The organism is uncultured Corynebacterium sp., assembly GCF_947253065.1.
Taxonomy (GTDB): Bacteria; Actinomycetota; Actinomycetes; order Mycobacteriales; family Mycobacteriaceae; genus Corynebacterium.
Window position 1 is genome coordinate 55,187 of the sequence record NZ_CAMXWS010000003.1, and the last position, 19,680, is coordinate 74,866.

Consider the following 19,680-nt stretch of genomic DNA (forward strand, 5'->3'; position numbering starts at 1 on the left):
TCTACGTCTGCTTTTGATTGCTTTATTGATCAGTATCAATCAATGGCTAACAGCCCACAATACTGCATAATTCCCGCCCTGCTTGAGCAGGTCGGTGTGGGGTCCGTCCTCAATGATACGTCCTTGGTCGATGACGAGTACTCGATCGGCCCGTGCGGCGGTGGCGAGTCGGTGCGCGACGATGATGGATGTGCGTCCTTTGGTGGTCTGTGCAGAGGCGTCGAGGACGGCGCGTTCGGTCGCGGGATCTAGGGTGGCGGTGGCTTCGTCGAGAAGCACGACGTCGGGGTGGAGCATTTCGGCGCGGGCGAGCGCGATGATTTGGCGTTGGCCGGAGCTTAAGCCGCGGCCGCGTTCGCCGATGCGGTGGTTGAACCCGCCGGGGATGGCGGCGATGATTCCGAGCGCGCCGATGCGACGGACGGCGTCTTCGATGTCGGTTTCGGTGGCGTCGGGTGCGCCGTAGGCGATGTTTTCTGCGACGGTGCCGGGGAAGAGGTAGGACTCTTGCGGCACTTGCGCGAGTGCGCGGCGCCAGGCAGGCAACGGGAATTCGCGCACGTTTGTGTCGCTTGCGGTCACTTCGCCGCTTAACGGATCGTAGAAACGAGCAAGCAGCTTGACGACGGTCGACTTGCCCGCCCCCGTCGACCCCACCAGTGCGACGGTCTCGCCGGGCTGGAAGGTGACGGTGAGGTCGGACAGCGTGACGGGAGAAGTGCTGGTGGGATCGGCTGTAGCCTCGTCAATTTGAGGGTGTGCGCCATAGGAGAAGGTGACGTTATTGAAGGCAAGTTCGCCGCGGGCTGCGTCTGCGGCGTCGGGCGTGGTGCCGGTGTCGGGGACGGTGGTTTCTTCGCTAAGAAGCTCGCGGATGCGGTCGAAGCTTACGGTGGCTTGCTGCCAGGAGTCGAAGATTTGGCCGAGCTGTTGGATGGGGCCGTAGAGCTGGCTCAAGTACATGGTGAAGGCGACGAGAACACCGACAGATAGGGTTCCGTCGGCAATGCGGGTGGCGCCGATGCCGATGATGATGGCGCTCATGATCTGGGAGATCATTTGCATGCCGTTGAAGTAGGTGGCGACGAGGAGTTGGGAGCGCATGCGGAGGCGTCGATAAGCGTTGCTTTCGGCGGCGAAGTGGACTTCGGCAGAGGGCTCCATGCGGTGCATTTGGCTGATGCGGATGCCGCCGATGAGTTCGGCGAATTCACCGTTGACCGCGGAGATTTGGGCGCGGGATTCAGCGTGGAAACGTTTGGAATAGTGGCGGAAAACGATGGTGATGGCCGCGATGACCGGCACGGCGTAGAGCGCGATGAGCGCGAGTGAGCCGTCGGTGGCAACCAGCATCGCGGCAACGCCGATGAGTGTGCCGACAGACACGATGGCTTGGGCGAGCCCCGTCTGTAGGAAGCTGGACAGGGTGTCGATGTTGGTGGTCATCCGTGTCATGATCCGACCCGACAGGTGCGATTCGAAATAGCTCATACCCAGGTGCTGGAGGTGGGCATAGCTGCGCACGCGCAGGCCGTAGAGGAGGCGCTCGCCGGAGCGCGCGGAGAGCACAGTCATTGCTGCGCTGGCGAGCCACGCGATGAGCACGACGGCGAGTGCGGCGGCGGCGACGAGCCACAGGGTGCGGGCATCGCCAGCTTGAATGCCCTTATCCACGGCCGTGCGCACCAAGGTGGGGAAACTTAAGTCCGCGAGCACGCCAACGATAAGCAGTCCAGTGACAGCCGCGATGAGCCATTTCACGGACCCGAACATTGCGCGCAGACCAGCGGGGATCGTGCCGGTCGGTTCTTCATCGGCGGGTGGGAGGTGGGCAAGGCGTTCCCGGAGTTCAGGGGTGGCGGTGACCACGTGGGCTCCACGTCCGCCACCGCCGCCTCCGCCAGAGGGGCTCAGAACATGCTCGTGGGGTGCGTCATCTGCAATCTCGGGCCAAAGATCGACGTGACTTGGCTCAGTCACAGCAGCTGACGAAGTGGCGTCATCGGGGACCATGAGCGCGGTGTAGGAGGGGTGGGTGAGGGTGTGGGCAAGGGGTGCGTCGATAAGCGTTGTGCCCTGATCGACGATGATGACGCGTTCGGCGTGCTCGACGGTGGATTGGCGGTGTGCGACCGCGATGATGGTCACTCCGGGGAGGTTGTCGCGCAGGTTGGCCAGGATGTCGGCTTCGGTGGCGGCGTCGATGGCGGAGGTCGCGTCGTCGAGGATGAGCACGCGCGGGCGGGCGAGAAGCGCGCGGGCAAGGGCGATGCGTTGGCGTTGGCCACCGGAGAGCGTGAGGCCGCGTTCGCCGACGACGGTGTCGTAGCCATCGGGCAATTGGGTGATGAATTCATTGGCGCATGCCATGCGTGCGGCGTGTGTGACCTCGGCGTCGGTGACATCGGCGCCCATGGCGATGTTGTCGCGGATGGACAGTGAGAAGAGGAATGCTTCGTCGAAAACGCACGTGACGGCGCTGCGGAGTTCGCGGTGCGTGAGTTCGTCGTACGGGATCTCCCCGTCGGGCGTGATAACCGCGAGGTGTCCACGCTCGGGCGAGTAGAACCCGCCGGCGAGTTGCACGGCCATTGATTTGCCGCTGCCGGCGGGCCCCACGACGGCGACTTGTTCGCCCGGCGCGACGGTGAGGTTGAAGCCATCGAGGACGCGGCGACCGTCGGTGCTGAATGTGACGTCGTTGAACGCGATGCCCACCGGTCCGTCGGGGATCGTGCGCGTCTGCGCGGGATCGGGATGTTCGGGCGCGAGCTGCAGGACTTCGTCGAGGCGATCGACGCCGCTCATGCCCATTTGAAGCGTCACGTACGTATTCGCCAGCATGGAGATCAGCGAGGTCAGCGACGTGAGGTACGCGGTGAATGCGACGAAGCCGCCGACCGTCATGCCGCCGCCGAGTGCGATGAGGCCGCCCGCGACGATGGTGACAACAAGCGCGAGGTTGGGTAGTTGGCTTAGTGCGGGCTGGAATCGTGCGGTGAGCTTGGCCGCGCGCATTTTCACGGCGTACAGGTGGCGCGCGAGCCCATCGAGCTTTTCTACTTCGTGGTCTTCGCGGCCGAAGGCTTTGACCACGCGCACACCGGATACGGTTTGCTCGACGTGGCTGGTCAGATCAGCAGCGGATTGCTGATTCGCCCACGTGGCGGCATATAAGGATCTGCGCGAACGTCCGGCCACCCACACGATGACGGGCAAGAATGCCAGCGCCATTACGGTCAGCGGGAGGTCTACCCACGCCATGACAGCGACGGTGAGAATCAGCTGTACCAGCCGTGAAAACGCCATCGGGCTCATCGCGAGAACAGAGAAGAGCTGGCCTAAGTCCGTGATCGAGCGCGAGACGATCTGCCCGGTGACGATTTGGTCTTGGCCTGGCCCGTCGAGGCGGTGCAGCGTTTTGAGCAGTTCGACGCGCACGTAGTGCTGCGAGCGGGTGGCCAAGTTGCCAGCGGCCCAGCGGCGCAGGACCTGGAATGCGAATTGCGCGACAGCGATACCGGCCATGGCCCACGCGATCCGGGTGGCGGAACCCTCGCGTGCGCCGGTGGCGACGTCGATGGCCGTGCCTGTCAATCCAGGCACAGTGGTTTGCAGCACTGCCGCAAGCACAGCGGTGACCAGCGTGAGTGCCGCAAACCCAGGGTTTGCTTTCAGCGACCGGGTAATTAAATGCCCACGCAGCTTATCGACGATCGCCCCTTCACTTCCTTCATTTTGCCCGTAAGAGTCCTGCTATTTTTCGGCTTTCGCGTCGATGGCTGCCGCGGCTGCTGCTTCGGCTGCGTCGGCATCATCATCGCCGGCGTTGTCATTGTCATTGTCACGGTCGCGGAAACGGCTGAACACGTCCAGGACAGCCTTGACACGGGACTTCTTGTTCTTTTCAGCCTTGTCGATTTCTTCTTCAGCTTCGGACTTAGCGGGCAGCTCATTAGCGAATTCAACGGGCGGCTGGCCAAGGTTGGGGTCAACTCCTTCGATGACCTTCTTTGCTAGTGCGCGGTTAGCCATCGTGCCGGCGACTGCACCGATACCAAGCGGCATGAGCTTGCCGATCCACATGCGACGAAGACGGCTCTTCAGCGACTTCATCAATGAGCGAGTGAGAAGACTGTTCGCCTGGTTCAGCGTGGGGCCGGAGAATTTCGACAGCATCTTTACCGACGGAACGGACTGGGCATTGGGGCCCACGAGGGTGTCCACGATCGCAGCGCCCTGTGCGCCAGAGAGCACCATCAAAACGATTGCACGACGACGCTCCGCATCAGAAATATCTACACCACGCAGGTAGGCCGAGCCGACGGTGTACACCGCTGCCAGGTCGACGAAGACGAGCGATTCGCCCGCGATTGCAGCAGCACCCGTGACAAAACCGATACCCGGAATCGCGGCAGCGCCGCCCGCGCCAGCACCGGTGCCGGATGCTGCATAGAGGAAGTGCTTATCCATGATCGCCTGAATCTCAGCTGGCGAGGCCTCCGGATTCGAGCGACGCAAATGGTCGACATACGCGCGGATCACGCCGGACTGTAGACGAACGGCGCGGTCGAGGCCGGTGATGAAGGACCGTCCCAAAAGGGATGCGTTTTGCTCAATGAGCTGTGCATCTGCCGTTTCGGTAGTCATTGCGGGCTGGTTCTTCTTATCTTTTTTGAACAGGGCCATGGTGGGTCCTCCTTTAAAAGCCAATGCGTACCAACTTATAGGAAGAGCTCCATTGCCCGTCGTACGCGTGAACGAGCTCGGGTGCGGAACACGCAGGTTCTTTTACGGTGGCGTGGCTAAAGTGGCAGGGCATGGCTACCGATCCCGTCGTGCACACGACTTCCGGTCGGGTCCGCGGCATCGTGGATCCGACGACAGGCATGCGCACCTGGCGCGGCGTTCCGTATGGCGCGCCCACGGGCGGCCAGCGACGGTTCCGCGCGCCACAACCGCGTGAACCGTGGGCAGGGGAGCTCGATGCGAGTCGCTTCGCACACCCAGCCATGCAGGGAACCTATGGCTGGAATGACCGCGTCAAAGGTACCGAGGACTGCCTCACGCTGGATATCGTCCGGCCTGATACCGACGAGGAACTTCCCGTAGTCGTATACATGCACGGCGGAACATTTCTAACTGGTTCTTCGCACGAGAAGGTCCTGCAGGGACACCGCTTTGCTGAGGCCACTGACATCGTTTATGTCTCGCTGAATTTCCGGCTTGGCGTGCTGGGCTATTTGGATCTGCGCTCACTCGGCCCTGATTGTGTGGCCAATCCCGGCACGATGGATCAGATCCTGGCGCTTGAATGGGTGCGGGACAATATCGCGGAATTTGGTGGCGACCCAGACCGAGTGACCATCATGGGTGAATCCGCGGGTGCAGCATCCGTCATCGCGCTGATGTGTGCGCCGTCCGCACGCGGTCTCTTCCACGGCGCTGTCGCCCAATCCGCACCCGCCGCCGCAGTTCACTCACGCATTCAGGCCGCAATGTGGGTGCGCAAGCTTCTCGACGGCATGGGCATGTCCCGCCTCTCCACCCTCGACGACCTGCGGGAGGTTGATGGCGAATCACTCGTCCGCGTGGGCAATTCCTTATTGATCCGCAGCGGGGAGCTGCCGTATTTGAACCTGGCATTTATGCCCACGGTCGATGGCGATGTTCTGCCGCGCCATCCGATCGACACCTTCACCGATGATGAGCAGGCGCCAGTGCCACTGATCATTGGCTCGAATTCTGGGGAAGCCAGCTTCACCAAAGCGATGTACGTATTCAACCGCTCCCGGGAGCGCGCGGCACGTCGCATCTTGGAGGTCTTCGACCCGGATCATGCCGATGCGATCTTGGAAGCCTATAACGGTGCGCAGACACGGTCCGATTTCGCGGAGCTGGTGGCCGATGCGGTGTTCTGGGCGCCGTCGGTACGCCTGGCCACCGAACACCGCCACTCAGCAGATGTGTGGATGTATCATTTCGATCACGCCGCACCCGCTATCCAAAGGCTCGGGATCGGGGCAGTGCACACCGCTGATCTTGAGGCCGTTTTTGGTGCCCCATATTCCACCCCAGCTGGCCTCCTGCAACGTTTGGGTCCGATGGGTGATTTCGAGTCTGTCAGCGAGATGATGCAACGCAACTGGGGTGCCTTCTTCCACACCGGTCGCGTGGATGATGCTTGGCCTCTCTATGGTTTCCGTTCCGAAGACGCGCCGGGCCGGGCGACCGCGGTGATTCGTGCGGAATCGATCGTGGTGCGTGACCCGAAGCCGGAGAAGCGCCGTGCGTGGGAAGGCTTCAAATTCACCAACTGGGGCACCGGCCGACCGGAAGTGTTGGAAAGCGTGACCGACTTCCTTGGATTAGAACCTGAAGATTTAGAAGTTTTTGATACCTAAATTTCTGATGTCAATCCCTGTGTAACCAGTGCGTAGTGTCGGCGACGTAGCTAGGCTGGTTCGCGCCAGGCCGAAAGTGTCTGAATTGCCAGCAGGAGGGAGCTGCCGTCATGAGCTTTTTCGAGGACATCGCCGCAGGCCTTGATCGTGAAGGCATCGAATCACGCGTGCACGACGACACCATGTTCGTGCCTATCACGTCCGATGTGGAGATCCACTTCGTTGAGATCGACCCATTGCTGCCAGCAGCCAACGTGTATATCGCTGCTGCTGATGTGGATGAAGATGATGATGAATTTGAGACCGTTTTGGTCTCCGTGGTCTTCTCCGTGGAAGATGCAGTTCAGACTGCTGCCAAGCACATGGCCACTGATCAGGTGATCACTGTTCTCAGTGACTTGCTGGAGGGAACCGATGAGCGGATTGGTGACCTTGATTTCTTCCAGGACCCAATAAACCCGAACCTCGTGCGCGCTGAGGTCGGCGAGAATGCTGAGCTGCAGGTCCAGGTTGAACTCGAAGACGGCACGCCGTGCGCCGCCGTCACGTTCATTGCGTTGCCGGAGACCTATGACGATCTGCTGGATGATGCGATTGGTGAGCTCTGGGAGTCCGACGGCGATGCCGAGCTCACCGATGAAGACCGCGAGCGTCTCTTCGCCAGTCTTCATGCCGAAGCGATCGCTGAGGTGGAAACCCTGGACCTGGGTACCTTCGTCGATTTTGATCGGCTTTTTGATGTCCTCTCACTCGCTGCCGACCATGCCGAGGATTGGGAATCGCAGCTCCTCCCGTTCGACGACGATGAATTCGACGAACCGGACATCTACGATATCTTCGGCGCCGACGACCCAGATGATGATGAGGATGTCGACTACGACGAGGACGATGACTTCGACTACGACGACGAAGATGACGACCTCGACGACGACGACGAGGACGAGGACGAAGGCGACGACGAGGAAGAGTCCGACGAGGGCTAGGCGGCGGCCAGACCTTCAAACATGGAGGCGGGCGAGTAGACGGGGGTGAATGTGCCGTCGACAAGCCAGACAAACGTCGTGCCGGTCGGGGAGTAGACCTCGTGGACCGCACCGGCCATGGATGAAGGAACAAGTGCGCGGACCCATGCCTCGGCCAGGTCGCGGTCAACCGTGATGCCGGTGACATCGGTAAGACGTACTTCGATCAGGTAGGCCGGAATATGTGATTCGCCGTAGCCCTTGACGCGGGCCTGGGCGCGCGGGCCGACGCGGCGGCGGGTGACCGCCGCTTTCAGTTGTGGACCGTGCCCGATGCGGGGGAGCTCCCTTGTTGGCGGCCGCCAAGCCGGTGTTGGCCGGGCGAGCGAACGCGGGTGGTGGACCACCGCTTCGAAGCGGTTGAGGGCATCGGTGTGGGTGTTGCGGATCTGCTGGGCGAGTTCTCGTGTGTTCGTCATGGCTCACAAACTACGAGTCGTGGTGGACACACCATCCCAGCTATTCGAACAGGATTTCGAACTTGGGTGTGAATTGCGTGGTCAGCGAATGTCTTTATTGGGTTTAAAAGGGTAGCCTGTGGGGCGATATGACAACCCTTTTTCGACATGGCCGTTGGGCCGATCGCCGCCATCAGCGGGCTGAAGCCAAGGCAGCAAAACTGCAAAGAGAACCATTGCCACCGATCCCACAAGAGATCTGGGTATTGGTTTCCGCGGCATTTTTGATCGCGCTGGGTTACGGTCTGATCGCGCCGATCATTCCGCAGTTCGCGGGCAGCTTCGGTGTGTCTATGGCTGCAGCGGCCGCAGTGGTGTCGGTGTTTTCGGTCGCGCGGTTGGTGGGGGCGCCGGGGGCGGGACGGCTCGTCGATAAGCTTGGCTCGCGCAAAATCTATATCTCCGGCCTGGTGATTGTGGCGGTGACCACTGGTTTGGTCGCTGTTGCGCAGGAGTATTGGCACATGATGCTGCTGCGTTTTCTGGCGGGGCTGGGCTCGACCATGTTCACGATTTCGGCGCAGGCACTGATTGTGAAGGTGGCGCCGCCGCAGATCCGTGGCAAGGCGAGCTCGACGTATGCGACGGCTTTCCTGCTGGGCAATATCATCGGCCCTGTCGTGGGCGCTGGCCTGTCGTTTTTGGGTATGCGCTGGCCTTTTGTGATTTATGGCGTTGCCGTGGGCCTGGCTGCATTTGTGGTGTGGGTGCGGTTGCCTAAGTCGGATCATGATTTGAACCGTGCAAAACGTCTTCCGCTGCGTTTGGATGAGGCACTGAGCAATCCGAGCTACCGGAGCTTGCTCGCGTCGATGTTCTCCCAGGGCTGGGTGAATATGGGCGTGCGCGTGGCTATTTTGCCGCTGTTCGCGGCCTCCGTGTTCACTCATGGTGCTGCGATGTCGGGCCTGGCGCTCGCGGCTTTTGCTGCTGGCAACGCGATCACCCTGCAGTTCTCCGGACGGCTTGCGGATGAGATCGGCCGCAAGCCCATGATTCTGTCTGGCCTGGCCGTGACAGTGGTGGCCACCGCGACACTGGGCTTTGCCACGAGCTTCTGGCCACTGATCGCCCTGTCCGCGCTCGCTGGTGTCGGTGGCGGTCTGCTCGTGCCCAGCCAGCAAGCAACACTGGCGGACATCATCGGCAATGACCGTTCGGGTGGCAAGGCCTTGTCCTTGTTCCAGATGTGTGGCGATGCCGGCCAGGTACTCGGCCCGATCGTGATCGGCGCTCTGGCGGAGGCCTACGGTTTCCCTGTCGCATTCGCTGCGTGCGGTGCGATCGCCGCTGGCGCCTTCACCGTCTGGGCGCTGATGGGGCAGGAGACCCACCCGATGCGCAACAACACAGTGGCGACCACCGCGAAGGAGAACTAGTGCGAATCATCTACGACTGCGACCCGGGCGTGGACGACACCTATGCGTTGATTTACCTCGCGGCCGCCGTGCACGCGGGTACCCACGAACTCGAATGCGTGACCACCACCGCAGGCAATGTTGAGGCCGACCAGTGCGCACGCAATGCCGCATGGATTCTGTCGCTGTGCGGCCTGCCCATCATTCCGCTCGCCGCCGGCATTCCTGGCCCGATCGAGTGGGAGCTGACCACCACCCCGGAAACCCACGGCGACACTGGCCTGGGCTACGCGCACGCCCCCGACCGCCACGTTGAGCATGACTGGCACCGCCTCTGGATCGACGCGATCGAGCGCGGCACCGACGACCTTCATTTGATTGTCACCGGTCCCATGACCAACCTCGCCGCTTTTCAGCGCCTCCACCCCGACCATTACGCCCAACTCCGCCACATCACGGTCATGGGTGGCGCGTTCAATTACCCCGGCAACACCACACCAACCGCCGAGTGGAATTTCTGGGTTGACCCACACGCCGCCAAAGAAGTCTTCGCAAACGCCCCCGCATCGATCACCATCTGTCCCCTCAACGCCACGGAGCAGATGCTGCTGACCCCCGAGCGCCTCGACCGCATCACACACACCCTCGGCACCGCACCGATCGCCACACAGCTCGACCCGATCACCCGCTTCTACTTCGAGTTCCACGAGGACATGGGGGAGGGCTACCAAGCCCAGATCCACGACCTGTTCACCGTGCTCACCGCTACCGGCGCGATCACCACCGAATCCCAGCTGACCACCGTCGACGTTGAAGCCGACAGCGAGCTGACCCGCGGCACATCCGTCGCCGACACCAAAGACTTCTGGGAACGCGAACCCAATGCCCACATCATCCCAAGCACCGACACCGCCACCATCGAACACGCATGGTCGCTTTTCGACGACGCCTGCCACATCCTCTCCCGCATCGCCACCGGCGACGCCGCCCTGGAGAAGCTCCGGCACCTGCGGGCGGAGGATTGACCTTTCGTCAACCGAACCTCGGTCCATTCACCTGTGGTGCACTTTTCTTAACTGATTATTCACTCAGCGCTAAAAGCCGATTTGCAATAACTGTGCAGTGGATAAGCGAAGATGCTTAGCCTTAGTCATTGGAGAGGTAAATGCGGAGAGCTTAAGTACTTTGCCAATTTGAGCTGCGATATTCTGCAACTCAAAACATGAAGGTTGGGGCGGAAGCCTCCCCACAGCCCCAAACTTCGTACCGAGCCGAAAGCACAAACGGCTACACCACTACACGGGACTTGGCCGACTTGAGTTAGCGCTATTCGAAACTCGGTTCCGAAGTATGACGCAGGGTGATTTCTGCTGTTCGATACCAGTAACAACTTGCGGCTTTATAATCTTGAGTTTCGCGGTAGATGATTACGTAGCCTGGCAAGGCAGTCGCCTGCCAGCCGTCGGGTAAAGACCAGATTATTGACTCGATCCATTCATCGATTGTCGTGGGGCTTTCGACATGCGGAGCAACTGCAAAATCGTTTTCTAGGTCTGGGTGGCTTTCAAAACGAATGTTAAAAGGCGCTGCTCTCTTGAGTGAACCCAGAACTTCTTCAACGGTTGTATTTTTAGCTCCGCTCATGGTTTGCCCGTCGGGAATAAAATTAAGGTCGATGGGGTATAGGGCATCAAAATGATTACGCTTAACCAGGGTTCTATCTCTATTGCGTCCTGGATCCTTGTTGCCAAACCCATTGGTGTTCCACGGCACTGACCCTTCTTTTCTGTATCCGTCAATCAACATCTTTTCTGGAGCCGCCGCATCCAGATCCTCATCGACGTAGACAGCTTTAAATCGGATTTGCTCAAGGGATAACCCTTTTCTCCCCGAAATCTTTAACATGTGCTGGCTTAAGCGAGCGCGTAGGTCAGACTTGGCCTTTCCCACATAAACCCTCGCCAAAGAGCCGCGATCATATTTGAATAGTTCGTACACTCCGGACCGGGGCTCCAACTTACTTACATTATTTGGCTGAAGTGTGGCGGTTTCAATGCCCTGAAGGGTCTCATGTAACTGAGTAGCTAGTGCCTTCGTGATACTGAGTTTAAAATCGGCGATGAATGGTTGGTTGGGTTTTGCCATCTAAATCACCTGCAAGGATGACTCGTGAGTAACTTTCTCTCTTCTTGTCAATGATTTGTGGACCGATGACGTGACGATATGCGCCAATTCAACAGGCACAGCGTTGCCTAGTTGCCGCATTACTTCTCCCCAGGCTCCGTGGAGAACATAGTCATCTGGAAAAGTTTGGATACGCGCAGCTTCTCGTACAGTGAAATAGCGAACGGATCCATCTGGAAACCTAATCATATTTTCGCCTCCAGGAACTCCGTGCGCGCCCGCTTTCAAAGCCTTGCTGGGAGCATCGATAGGTGATCCATTGTGCCCTGGGTAGATCTTTGCGCCAGGCCGGAAATCATGGTCGGGCCAATCGGTTGAGGAACCCGTAGTAGGGTCGGGCAGATCCTGAAGTGCATCGCGAACTGTTCGCCAGCGCTTCAATCCGTCTTCTTCTGCGCGGTTGCGAATTGGAACTCGATCCTTTTCCGGAATGCGGTGCTCTTCCCAGTAGCTTCCATCGGCTTGGGCAGTTGCTAGCGCCTTACCGCTATGGGTTTGCGTGGGGAACTCCCAATCTGCGTCCACATCGTCTCGGAATCCAATTAGGAAGACGCGATGTCGGTGCTGGGGGACACCATAGTCTGCTGCATTTACAAGACGAGACACGACTTTGTAGCGAAGGTCGCTATGAACGTGAAGATGTTCCTTTTCTAAGCGTGCATAGTGCTCGTGCCATAATTCTCCTTCACGCGATCGAAGTTCGGGGTGGCTCAAACGGAGCTTGACGTATTCGAAATAGTCCGCAAATGTCGAGCGGGTCAATCCTTTGACATTCTCTATCACAAAAGCTCTTGGCATGAGTTTCTCAATTACCGACGTAGCGGCTGGAAACATATCGCGAGGGTCGTCAGCGCTCCTGGCTAGGCCACCGAGGGAGAACGGCTGGCATGGTGGCCCGCCGGTCACGACATCGATTTCGCCGGGTTGTGCATGTTCAGTCCACTTAACGTCGCGCACGTCGCCTTCTAGGATACGGACCCCTCTTATTAGAGGATGCCCGTTACTAGAGTTTTCTCGCATTGTTTGGCATGCCCACATATCCCATTCAGATGCAATTACGTGATTGATTCCGGCTTTGGATGATCCGAGCAAGAGGCCACCGCCGCCCGCGAAGAGCTCAATACCTTTTAGCTTTTGAGTTTTAACTCTGGCGTTCCTCGAATGGGTCATGCGGATATCTTTACACACTGCAATTTTTTCGAATAGTTGAATAGCCTTTTATGCGAACTTACTGGAGGGCCTAGATAGGATTGGGAGTTCGGAATCAAGCACCGTGCTCTTCTGGATGACTGTAACGCTCTGACTTCGTGATTGCCTTTTGATTGGCTTTCAGGCTGAAACGCGTGCGCGAGTTGTAATGCACGAAGATTTTGGTTCGGTCGATGGGCATGAGGGGCACATTTGAATTTACTGTTTCCGGGCTTGGACTCGAGCCTGTCGAGAATTTCAGATGGTGTATGGCCCGCGATCGTCCTTAAGAGGAGATCGGTTGTGAGTTTCGTGACATTGAGGCTTAAACACAGCCCTTGCCGCTTGAAACAGCGTTGACACGGAGAGGTTTGCGCTCGTTGTCTGGTTATTATCGCAGTACGTATTATCCAAGGCTTTCTACATCGTGCTCTTGAAGTCACTGTCCTTGCCGATTCTTGGCTTGCAGACTCTTTTCTACGTTGACTTACTGTCTATTAGTTTTTTCGTTCTACTTATCATCGTTCGATGTGTTGGGCGCTGCTGTGAGCCCAGTCGCTGCTGGTTGTAGTCGTGAGTGACCAGACGTCTCCGTCGATAGTCTTTTTCGCATAACTGAAGCCAATGTGGGAGTTACCCCTTCGGTCAGGTTGAACGAGGCGGAGTCATAAGCGTAGTCGGCGACGATATTGTTGAAGATGATGTGGATTTGCATGGCAAGGGGGACGAGAATGCTCCGGGAAATGGATCAACTGTCGTGACTTGCGACTATTCGTTCTCCTTACAAGTGAGCAAATGTAGGGCACCGATGGTTCCCCGCAGCGGTTATGATGAGCGCATTCGATTCCGCTTTATTGCTGAGCTAAGGACCGTGTGAGATGAGCACCCAGCCGACGGCACCGCGTCAACAGTCTGACCTTGCGCAACGGCCGAAATTGTTATTCAAGGTCGTTGCGTGGGTGTGCGTTGCGTGGGGTGTGGTGGCCATCTTCGCGGGAGTATTCCCGGGTGATGTTGAGATGAGCACCCTGAATCGTTTCGGGATGGTGCTATTCGGTCTGATCTTCATCATCCCGGCGGTGCGGTGGATGTATTGCTCCGCCGAGGATGTGAAGGCGATCGAGGCCTATGAGGAATCGCTGCGGACCAATGAGTCGCTTGTTCATCTGCTCACTGAGGAAGATAAGCGGATCCTGCAGGGGATGGGCGGGATTCAGCCGCCAAAGCGCACGAAGCGTCACTGGAAGATCATGGTGGGTATCTGCATCGCGCTGTTCGCCGCGATGATTCCACTGATGCAGTAGGTACCGCGCGCAGGCAGCGGAGTTTTAGAGCTCGTCGGCGCTATAGAGGATGACGCTGCGGTCACTGTTGTTCGGTCCGCAGCCAATGTGGCGGGTACCAGGCTCATCATGCATTCCCGGCGGGATCACTCGCGAGGAGCACACCCAGCCTTCGGGGGATTCCCAAATGCCGGCGGATCCTTGGGGTGGAGTGCCGGGAGGGTTGGGGGAGAGGTACTGCTGCACGACTTTGAGCCCGGTCTCACAGTCCGTGTTGTCGGCGAGCGCGACAACGGTCAACGGGTCGCCGAATTTATCGGGAAATTCACCGCAGTGCGTGCCCTCCGGGGCGCGGGCCATGTCGACCTTGTCGTCGCGCTTGCCGTTGTCTTTATCGGCCTTCTCATTGTCTTTTTTGTCATTCCCCGCGTCCTTTTTGTCGTCGGACGCGGAGTCTTTCTTTTCGTCCTTGGCCTTATTGCCTTTGTAGTCCTTGTCGTCGGACTTCTTCTTGTTGTTTGGTTCCTTGTCGTCGTTGGCCTGCTCGGACGACTCGTCGCCTGCGGCTTCGGCCTCAGAGGTGGCCATGGTGGTTAGGACGGGTGCATCGGTGTCTGGTTCGCGGGTGGAGCAGCCAGCCAGGGCGATGGTGGCTGTGGTGAAGACGGCGGTGATGCGGGCACGGTGTGAAAGACGCATAAGAGCACAGTGTAGGTGGTTGGCCGGGGCTCGTGTGGGCTAAGCGGAAGTCCTGCTGGTGCTGCTAGGGGACAGTATTCTCGGGGAAAATAACAGGATTGATGGGTGCTCAAAGGGCCGGAGGCAGGGTATGAAGAAGTTCGGAATTGTGATCGCGGTGATCGGGGCGATTGGTCTTGCCGCGGCGCTCATTGTTGGCATCTTCGTCAGTGGCGCGGGGCTGCGTGATGGGTTGAATGAGACGCAGTACGACATCAATGGTGGAAGTGGCCAGGTGCAGCTGGAAGCGGAAACGGAATACCGGCTCTTCCGCACCGGGGAGGCGCCAAGGAATACTTCTTGTGAGGTCACATCACCCGGCGGGGAAGTAATGGAGCAGTCATCATCAGGGATCAGCCTGACCATTGAGAATACGGAGGGTGCGTGGTACTCGATGAGTAAGTTCACCACCCAAGAAGCCGGTGAATATGACTTCGATTGCACCGGTGACGCCATGGTGCGCACCGCTGATTCAGCTGATGCGATCGGCAAAGGAATCTTCGGGGTGCTCGGCTCCATCTTCGGCGCGATGGGTGCTGGAACACTACTGATCGCCGGGATCATTCTGGCAGTAGTGGGGAACTACCACGAAAAACAAGCGCGACGACGTGAGCAGGCCGCGTACTGGTCACCGCAGCAAGGCATGTAGCTCCAGCGGGGCACGGTCCTGAAAGCCCGGGAAGTTGATGCCAAGGAATGGCTGAGTGTAAATGGCTATAGCGCCGGCACTGACGTAGGCTTTGGCGTGATGAATATTGATGAGAACGCCGCTGAAGAACAGCAGGCGAATACCCCGGTTGAGCCGGAAGAAAATGGGAATGGGTCCGCAGATCAAGGTGCGGAAGATGTGAAGGAAAATGGGGGCGACGGGGCGTCGGCAAGCGATGGCTTTGATGCGCTCGGCCTGCCTGATGATGTGCTGGCCGCGATCCGGAAGGTCGGCTTTGAGGAGCCGTCGCCGATTCAGGCGCAGACGATTCCGCTGCTGATGGAAGGCCGCGACGTGGTCGGCCTGGCGCAGACGGGTACGGGCAAGACCGCGGCGTTCGCGCTGCCGGTGCTGTCGCAGATTGATCGGAAGGCGCGTCACCCGCAGGCGCTTGTGCTTGCGCCGACGCGTGAGCTGGCACTGCAGGTGTCCGATTCCTTCCAGTCTTTTGCTGATCACCTGGGCGGCATTTCGGTGCTGCCGATCTACGGCGGTCAGGCATACGGCATTCAGCTGTCGGGTCTGCGCCGTGGCGCACAGATCATCGTGGGTACTCCGGGACGTGTGATTGACCACCTGGAGAAGGGCTCGCTGGATATCTCCAACCTGCGCTTCCTCGTGCTCGATGAGGCGGACGAGATGCTGAACATGGGCTTCCAGGAAGACGTTGAGCGCATCCTGGAGGACACCCCGGACGAGAAGCAGGTCGCGCTGTTTTCGGCGACGATGCCAAATGGCATCCGCCGGATTTCGAAGCAGTACCTGGACAACCCGGCTGAAGTCACGGTCAAGTCCGAGACGCGCACGAACACGAATATCACGCAGCGCTACCTGTTCACCGCGCACCGCAACAAGCTCGATGCGATCACGCGCATCCTTGAGGTCACCGAATTCGACGGCATGATCGTTTTCGTGCGCACCAAGCACGAAACGGAAGAGGTCGCGGAGAAGCTCCGTGCGCGCGGATTCTCCGCCGCCGCGATCAATGGTGATATTGCACAGCAGCAGCGTGAGCGCACGGTTGATCAGCTTCGCGACGGGCGCTTGGACATCCTCGTCGCCACCGACGTCGCCGCGCGTGGTCTGGATGTGGAGCGCATCTCGCACGTGCTCAACTACGACATTCCGAATGACACGGAAAGCTACGTCCACCGCATTGGCCGCACCGGTCGTGCTGGACGTACTGGTGAGGCGATCCTCTTTGTCACCCCGCGTGAGCGCCGCATGCTCCGCTCGATTGAGAAGGTCACTGGCGCGAAGATCGAAGAGATGGACCTGCCCACCGTGGACGAGGTCAATGTCTCCCGTATGGCTAAGTTCTCCGACTCGATCACCGAGTCGCTGGAAAACGACCAGATGGATCTCTTCCGTGGCCTGGTGCGCACCTACTCCGCTGACCACGATGTGCCGATGGAAGACATCGCAGCAGCGCTCGCCGCACAGACTTCTGGTGATGAGTTCCTGATGAAGGAGCCGCCGAAGGACAAGCGCGACCGCCGTGATCGTGACCGTTGGGATCGCGATGACCGTCGTGGACGCGGCCGCGGCCGTGATGATCGTGGTGGTCGTAGCCGTTTCCACAACGACGACCCGAATTTTGATACCTACCGTCTGGACGTGGGCAAGCGTCAGCACGTCCGCCCGGGTGCGATCGTCGGTGCGCTCGCCAACGAAGGTGGCCTGACCAACCGCGACTTCGGTCGCATCACCATCGGTGGTGACTTCACGCTCGTGGAGCTGCCGAAGAACCTCGACCGGGCTGTCCTCGACCGCCTGTCGGACACGCGCATTTCCGGTCAGCTGATCAATATTCAGCGTGATCACGGCGCACCGCCGCGCAATCGTGGCGGCCGCGGTGGTTACCGCCGGCGTGACGACGATCGCGATCGCGGCTACCGCGGTGGCCGCGGTGGGCGCGGTGGACGTGGCGGTCGGGGCAACCGCAATTGGCGTGACTAATTTCTACGTACATTAGGGCCACCGACGGGGAGAGCGATTCCCGTCGGTGGCTTTGGTGGATTAAACGGCAAGGGACAGGGAGACAACAGTGCGGAGGATTAGTGCCGCTTTAGCACTCAGCATCGGTGTGGCTGGCTCTGTTTTGTTTGCTGGGCCTGATGCTGGTTTCGCGCATGCTGCTGTCCCTACCGTCGCATATCAAGGCATGCCAATTAGCGTCGAAGGCACCGGCCAACGGTGCACCATCGGCTATAACGATGCCGAGAATCGTCGCAGCTTCACCGCTGCACACTGTGGTGCTGATGGTGCACGCGTCCGCCTGGTTGATCCTGCTGATTTCAGGCAGCGCTCTGGGTATGTGGGCACTCTTCGTCTCTCCCCGGAATATGCCGGCATGCGTGGCCCGAATGACTGGGCTGTCATCGAATGGGATGAGGGCATCACCATCGCACCAAATAACTATTCCGGTGACACTTTGATCCATCCCGATGAGATTCGTCCCGGCGATCAGATCTGCTACCACGGCTCGACCACGCACAAGGGAAACCGCGAATCCAACTGTGGTGAAGCCGTGATCACGTTTGGTCATGAGGCCTATGCCATTGGTGTTTCCGGTCAGCCGGGTGATTCCGGCGGGCCGGTCTTCATTCCGGGGCGTGGCCTGGTCGGTGTTGTCTCCGGACACGTCACGCCGACACTGAACCTACCCGGCTTCCAGGGGGTGAAAGCCCGCTTCCTGCGCGCGACCTTCCCGCAAGACGGTCCTGCTGATGCCGTGAGCCAGTTCCACCGCTGGGCGGTCACCGGCTATTTGCGCGATCAAAGCAACCCCGGCGTCGTGCCACTTCTGCACACCATCGATCGCGCCTCCACCGGACAGTCTGGCCCGACTGCGGAGCCATACAAGAACTATCCCGGCAAGGCGGCCGATCCCGGTGCCACTGACAATGATGATGCACAGCAAGACCACGGGAGCAGCCAGAGCTCAGCGACGTCCCCTGGCGCGATCCTCGCCTATGTTCTGATGGTCATTGTCGCTGCAGTGCCGCTGGTAGGGCAGGTCCTCGGGTTCTTCTAAAACCAAAAATCCCCCCTTGACCAACCCGACGAACCGGAAGGCGAAGGAGGGGAAGTAGTCCTGTGTTTAGACCGGAGTCGGCAGGAACATCAGGATCAGAACCAGGAACCACAGCAGGCAGAAGATGCCGCCGCCGGCAGCGGCCTTGACGCGGGCGGAGTCAAAGTTATTGGTCACATCGCGCGGGTCCGCATCAGCAGGGGACAGGGCGCCCAGGCTGCCCATGATCTTGCGCTGCTGCGGAATGACCATTGCGAACAGGAAAGCCCATGCCAGAACGCTAAGCACGATCGCGGTGTGCATCCAGTAATTAGCCTTATGGGTCTCCCAATCGAAGGCGAGCAGTGCACCGCCGAGCAGCGGGACCAGCATGGAGATCAGACCGTAGGTGGTGGAGGAGCGGTGCAGGAAAGATGCGCGACCGACAGCCTCTTCCGAACCGGACTGGGCCTGCTGAGCGGCCTTGGGGAACGCGGACACGGCAACCGTTACCGGGCCGATAAGCAGAATCGCGGCGGCAACGTGCAGGAAAAGCATGAATGAAGTCATGGGTCCTTACTCTACGGAAAACACTGGAATTGTCCCATCTGGGGAGTGCCCGCTGATCAAACCACGAATGCCCGAACATTGTCGACGCATCGCGCGCACATCAGGTTTGGGCAGCGCAAGCCCATATTTTCTGGCCACCTCTCCGATTCTTTGGGCATAGGCGCAGCGTGCCGACGCATCCATTGGCACCCACTCGCTGGGCAAGGCATCTGATTTGGATTGGTTAGCGGCCCGTGAGGTAACCACAAGGTTCAACGGATCGTTGGCAAAAGCGAGACGCTTCTTATCCGGCCAGCGGAATGCCCCGATATCCCAGGCGGCGCGGAGGGGAATGACATGGTCGATTTCAACATCGTCGGGTTGAAGGAGCTCGCCGGTGTATGGGTCAGTGAAAGGCGTGACCGTGTTCATGTCCCACTGGCGGTAGGGCACAGCGCAGGAGTCGACCTGCCATGCGTCTGCCATGACGGCCTCACGCGTCGTGCAGCCGCTGCGGTGGGTGGCCCAACCAGCGCCGAAGACACTGCGTTCGTATCCGAGGACGGTGTGGCGGGGGTGGGGGCTTGAGGGGACGTCGATAAGCGAATGCGGAGTGGGGAACGGGACGACCGCGATGGTGGCGATGATGAGGGCGCAGAGATACGCGCGGAATGGTGTCATGCCTTATTGGACTGCGGCGGGGCGTGTAGCGGTTCCACATCGCATAGTGCAGCCGAAAGAGACACAAAAACGCACCGCGGTAATCAAGCG

At 59.4% G+C, this 19,680-nt stretch carries 16 protein-coding genes; 8 read left to right on the top strand and 8 right to left on the bottom strand.

From position 1 onward, the window contains the following. Positions 1-39: 39 nt before the first annotated feature. Positions 40-3,717: an ABC transporter ATP-binding protein gene (locus tag Q0X21_RS01600; RefSeq protein ID WP_297849983.1), complete on the bottom strand. Its 3,678-nt coding sequence runs from the start codon at positions 3,715-3,717 to the stop codon at positions 40-42. 39 nt (positions 3,718-3,756) lie between these two features. Continuing rightward, a complete protein-coding gene (locus Q0X21_RS01605; RefSeq protein WP_297849946.1) occupies positions 3,757-4,689 on the bottom strand; it encodes a hypothetical protein in 933 nt (310 codons plus the stop codon). 131 nt (positions 4,690-4,820) lie between these two features. On the opposite strand from Q0X21_RS01605, the gene Q0X21_RS01610 reads away from it, so the two are divergent. Beyond that, the gene (locus Q0X21_RS01610; RefSeq protein WP_297849947.1) at positions 4,821-6,404 is read left to right on the top strand and encodes a carboxylesterase/lipase family protein; all 1,584 of its coding nucleotides are present in this window, start codon (positions 4,821-4,823) and stop codon (positions 6,402-6,404) included. 110 nt (positions 6,405-6,514) lie between these two features. Beyond that, a complete protein-coding gene (locus Q0X21_RS01615) occupies positions 6,515-7,387 on the top strand; it encodes a hypothetical protein (protein WP_297849948.1) in 873 nt (290 codons plus the stop codon). Here Q0X21_RS01615 and Q0X21_RS01620 read toward each other — a convergent pair. Further along, the gene (locus Q0X21_RS01620; RefSeq protein WP_297849949.1) at positions 7,384-7,845 is read right to left on the bottom strand and encodes a hypothetical protein; all 462 of its coding nucleotides are present in this window, start codon (positions 7,843-7,845) and stop codon (positions 7,384-7,386) included. The genes Q0X21_RS01615 and Q0X21_RS01620 overlap by 4 nt on opposite strands. Before the next feature lie 128 nt (positions 7,846-7,973). Here Q0X21_RS01620 and Q0X21_RS01625 point away from each other — a divergent pair, with 128 nt between their 5' ends. After that, positions 7,974-9,263: an MFS transporter gene (locus Q0X21_RS01625; protein ID WP_297849950.1), complete on the top strand. Its 1,290-nt coding sequence runs from the start codon at positions 7,974-7,976 to the stop codon at positions 9,261-9,263. Then, on the top strand, positions 9,263-10,267 hold the full coding sequence (locus Q0X21_RS01630) for a nucleoside hydrolase (RefSeq protein ID WP_297849951.1): 1,005 nt from the start codon (positions 9,263-9,265) through the stop codon (positions 10,265-10,267). The genes Q0X21_RS01625 and Q0X21_RS01630 overlap by 1 nt, the downstream gene beginning before the upstream one ends. A 301-nt stretch (positions 10,268-10,568) precedes the next feature. Here the strand turns inward: Q0X21_RS01630 and Q0X21_RS01635 are convergent, their stop codons facing one another. Continuing rightward, the gene (locus Q0X21_RS01635) at positions 10,569-11,387 is read right to left on the bottom strand and encodes an Eco29kI family restriction endonuclease (protein WP_297849952.1); all 819 of its coding nucleotides are present in this window, start codon (positions 11,385-11,387) and stop codon (positions 10,569-10,571) included. Continuing rightward, positions 11,388-12,596 (bottom strand): DNA cytosine methyltransferase, encoded by a 1,209-nt coding sequence (locus Q0X21_RS01640; protein WP_297849953.1) that lies wholly within the window; start codon positions 12,594-12,596, stop codon positions 11,388-11,390. Between the two features lie 896 nt (positions 12,597-13,492). On the opposite strand from Q0X21_RS01640, the gene Q0X21_RS01645 reads away from it, so the two are divergent. Further along, on the top strand, positions 13,493-13,918 hold the full coding sequence (locus Q0X21_RS01645; protein WP_297849954.1) for a hypothetical protein: 426 nt from the start codon (positions 13,493-13,495) through the stop codon (positions 13,916-13,918). Positions 13,919-13,942: 24 nt separating this feature from the next. On the opposite strand, the gene Q0X21_RS01650 is transcribed toward Q0X21_RS01645, so the two are convergent. Further along, a complete protein-coding gene (locus tag Q0X21_RS01650; protein WP_297849955.1) occupies positions 13,943-14,596 on the bottom strand; it encodes a hypothetical protein in 654 nt (217 codons plus the stop codon). Positions 14,597-14,726: 130 nt separating this feature from the next. Between Q0X21_RS01650 and Q0X21_RS01655 the strand changes: the two genes are divergently transcribed. The 3 genes from Q0X21_RS01655 (at position 14,727) to Q0X21_RS01665 (ending at position 18,381) form a co-directional block, all read left to right on the top strand. Further along, on the top strand, positions 14,727-15,284 hold the full coding sequence (locus Q0X21_RS01655; RefSeq protein ID WP_297849956.1) for a hypothetical protein: 558 nt from the start codon (positions 14,727-14,729) through the stop codon (positions 15,282-15,284). A 99-nt stretch (positions 15,285-15,383) separates the two neighbouring features. Then, entirely contained in the window at positions 15,384-17,303 is a 1,920-nt protein-coding gene (locus tag Q0X21_RS01660) for a DEAD/DEAH box helicase (RefSeq protein ID WP_297849957.1), read from the top strand. An 88-nt stretch (positions 17,304-17,391) separates the two neighbouring features. Next, positions 17,392-18,381, top strand: a complete 990-nt coding sequence (locus tag Q0X21_RS01665) for a trypsin-like serine protease (RefSeq protein ID WP_297849958.1) — start codon at positions 17,392-17,394, stop codon at positions 18,379-18,381. A gap of 66 nt (positions 18,382-18,447) precedes the next feature. On the opposite strand, the gene Q0X21_RS01670 is transcribed toward Q0X21_RS01665, so the two are convergent. Both Q0X21_RS01670 and Q0X21_RS01675 read right to left on the bottom strand, forming a co-directional pair. Next, positions 18,448-18,930, bottom strand: coding sequence for a DUF2269 domain-containing protein (locus Q0X21_RS01670; RefSeq protein ID WP_297849959.1), 483 nt, complete (start codon positions 18,928-18,930; stop codon positions 18,448-18,450). A gap of 6 nt (positions 18,931-18,936) precedes the next feature. Further along, positions 18,937-19,590, bottom strand: a complete 654-nt coding sequence (locus tag Q0X21_RS01675; RefSeq protein ID WP_297849960.1) for an HNH endonuclease family protein — start codon at positions 19,588-19,590, stop codon at positions 18,937-18,939. Positions 19,591-19,680: the final 90 nt, after the last annotated feature.

Excerpts from the sequence above, each read along its gene's own strand:
- Q0X21_RS01605 (WP_297849946.1), bottom strand. The coding sequence starts at position 4,689 with ATGGCCCTGTTCAAAAAAGATAAGAAGAACCAGCCCGCAATGACTACC.
- Q0X21_RS01610 (WP_297849947.1), top strand. The coding sequence starts at position 4,821 with ATGGCTACCGATCCCGTCGTGCACACGACTTCCGGTCGGGTCCGCGGC.
- Q0X21_RS01615 (WP_297849948.1), top strand. The coding sequence starts at position 6,515 with ATGAGCTTTTTCGAGGACATCGCCGCAGGCCTTGATCGTGAAGGCATC.
- Q0X21_RS01620 (WP_297849949.1), bottom strand. The coding sequence starts at position 7,845 with ATGACGAACACACGAGAACTCGCCCAGCAGATCCGCAACACCCACACC.
- Q0X21_RS01625 (WP_297849950.1), top strand. The coding sequence starts at position 7,974 with ATGACAACCCTTTTTCGACATGGCCGTTGGGCCGATCGCCGCCATCAG.
- Q0X21_RS01635 (WP_297849952.1), bottom strand. The coding sequence starts at position 11,387 with ATGGCAAAACCCAACCAACCATTCATCGCCGATTTTAAACTCAGTATC.
- Q0X21_RS01640 (WP_297849953.1), bottom strand. The coding sequence starts at position 12,596 with ATGACCCATTCGAGGAACGCCAGAGTTAAAACTCAAAAGCTAAAAGGT.
- Q0X21_RS01645 (WP_297849954.1), top strand. The coding sequence starts at position 13,493 with ATGAGCACCCAGCCGACGGCACCGCGTCAACAGTCTGACCTTGCGCAA.
- Q0X21_RS01650 (WP_297849955.1), bottom strand. The coding sequence starts at position 14,596 with ATGCGTCTTTCACACCGTGCCCGCATCACCGCCGTCTTCACCACAGCC.
- Q0X21_RS01655 (WP_297849956.1), top strand. The coding sequence starts at position 14,727 with ATGAAGAAGTTCGGAATTGTGATCGCGGTGATCGGGGCGATTGGTCTT.
- Q0X21_RS01660 (WP_297849957.1), top strand. The coding sequence starts at position 15,384 with ATGAATATTGATGAGAACGCCGCTGAAGAACAGCAGGCGAATACCCCG.
- Q0X21_RS01670 (WP_297849959.1), bottom strand. The coding sequence starts at position 18,930 with ATGACTTCATTCATGCTTTTCCTGCACGTTGCCGCCGCGATTCTGCTT.
- Q0X21_RS01675 (WP_297849960.1), bottom strand. The coding sequence starts at position 19,590 with ATGACACCATTCCGCGCGTATCTCTGCGCCCTCATCATCGCCACCATC.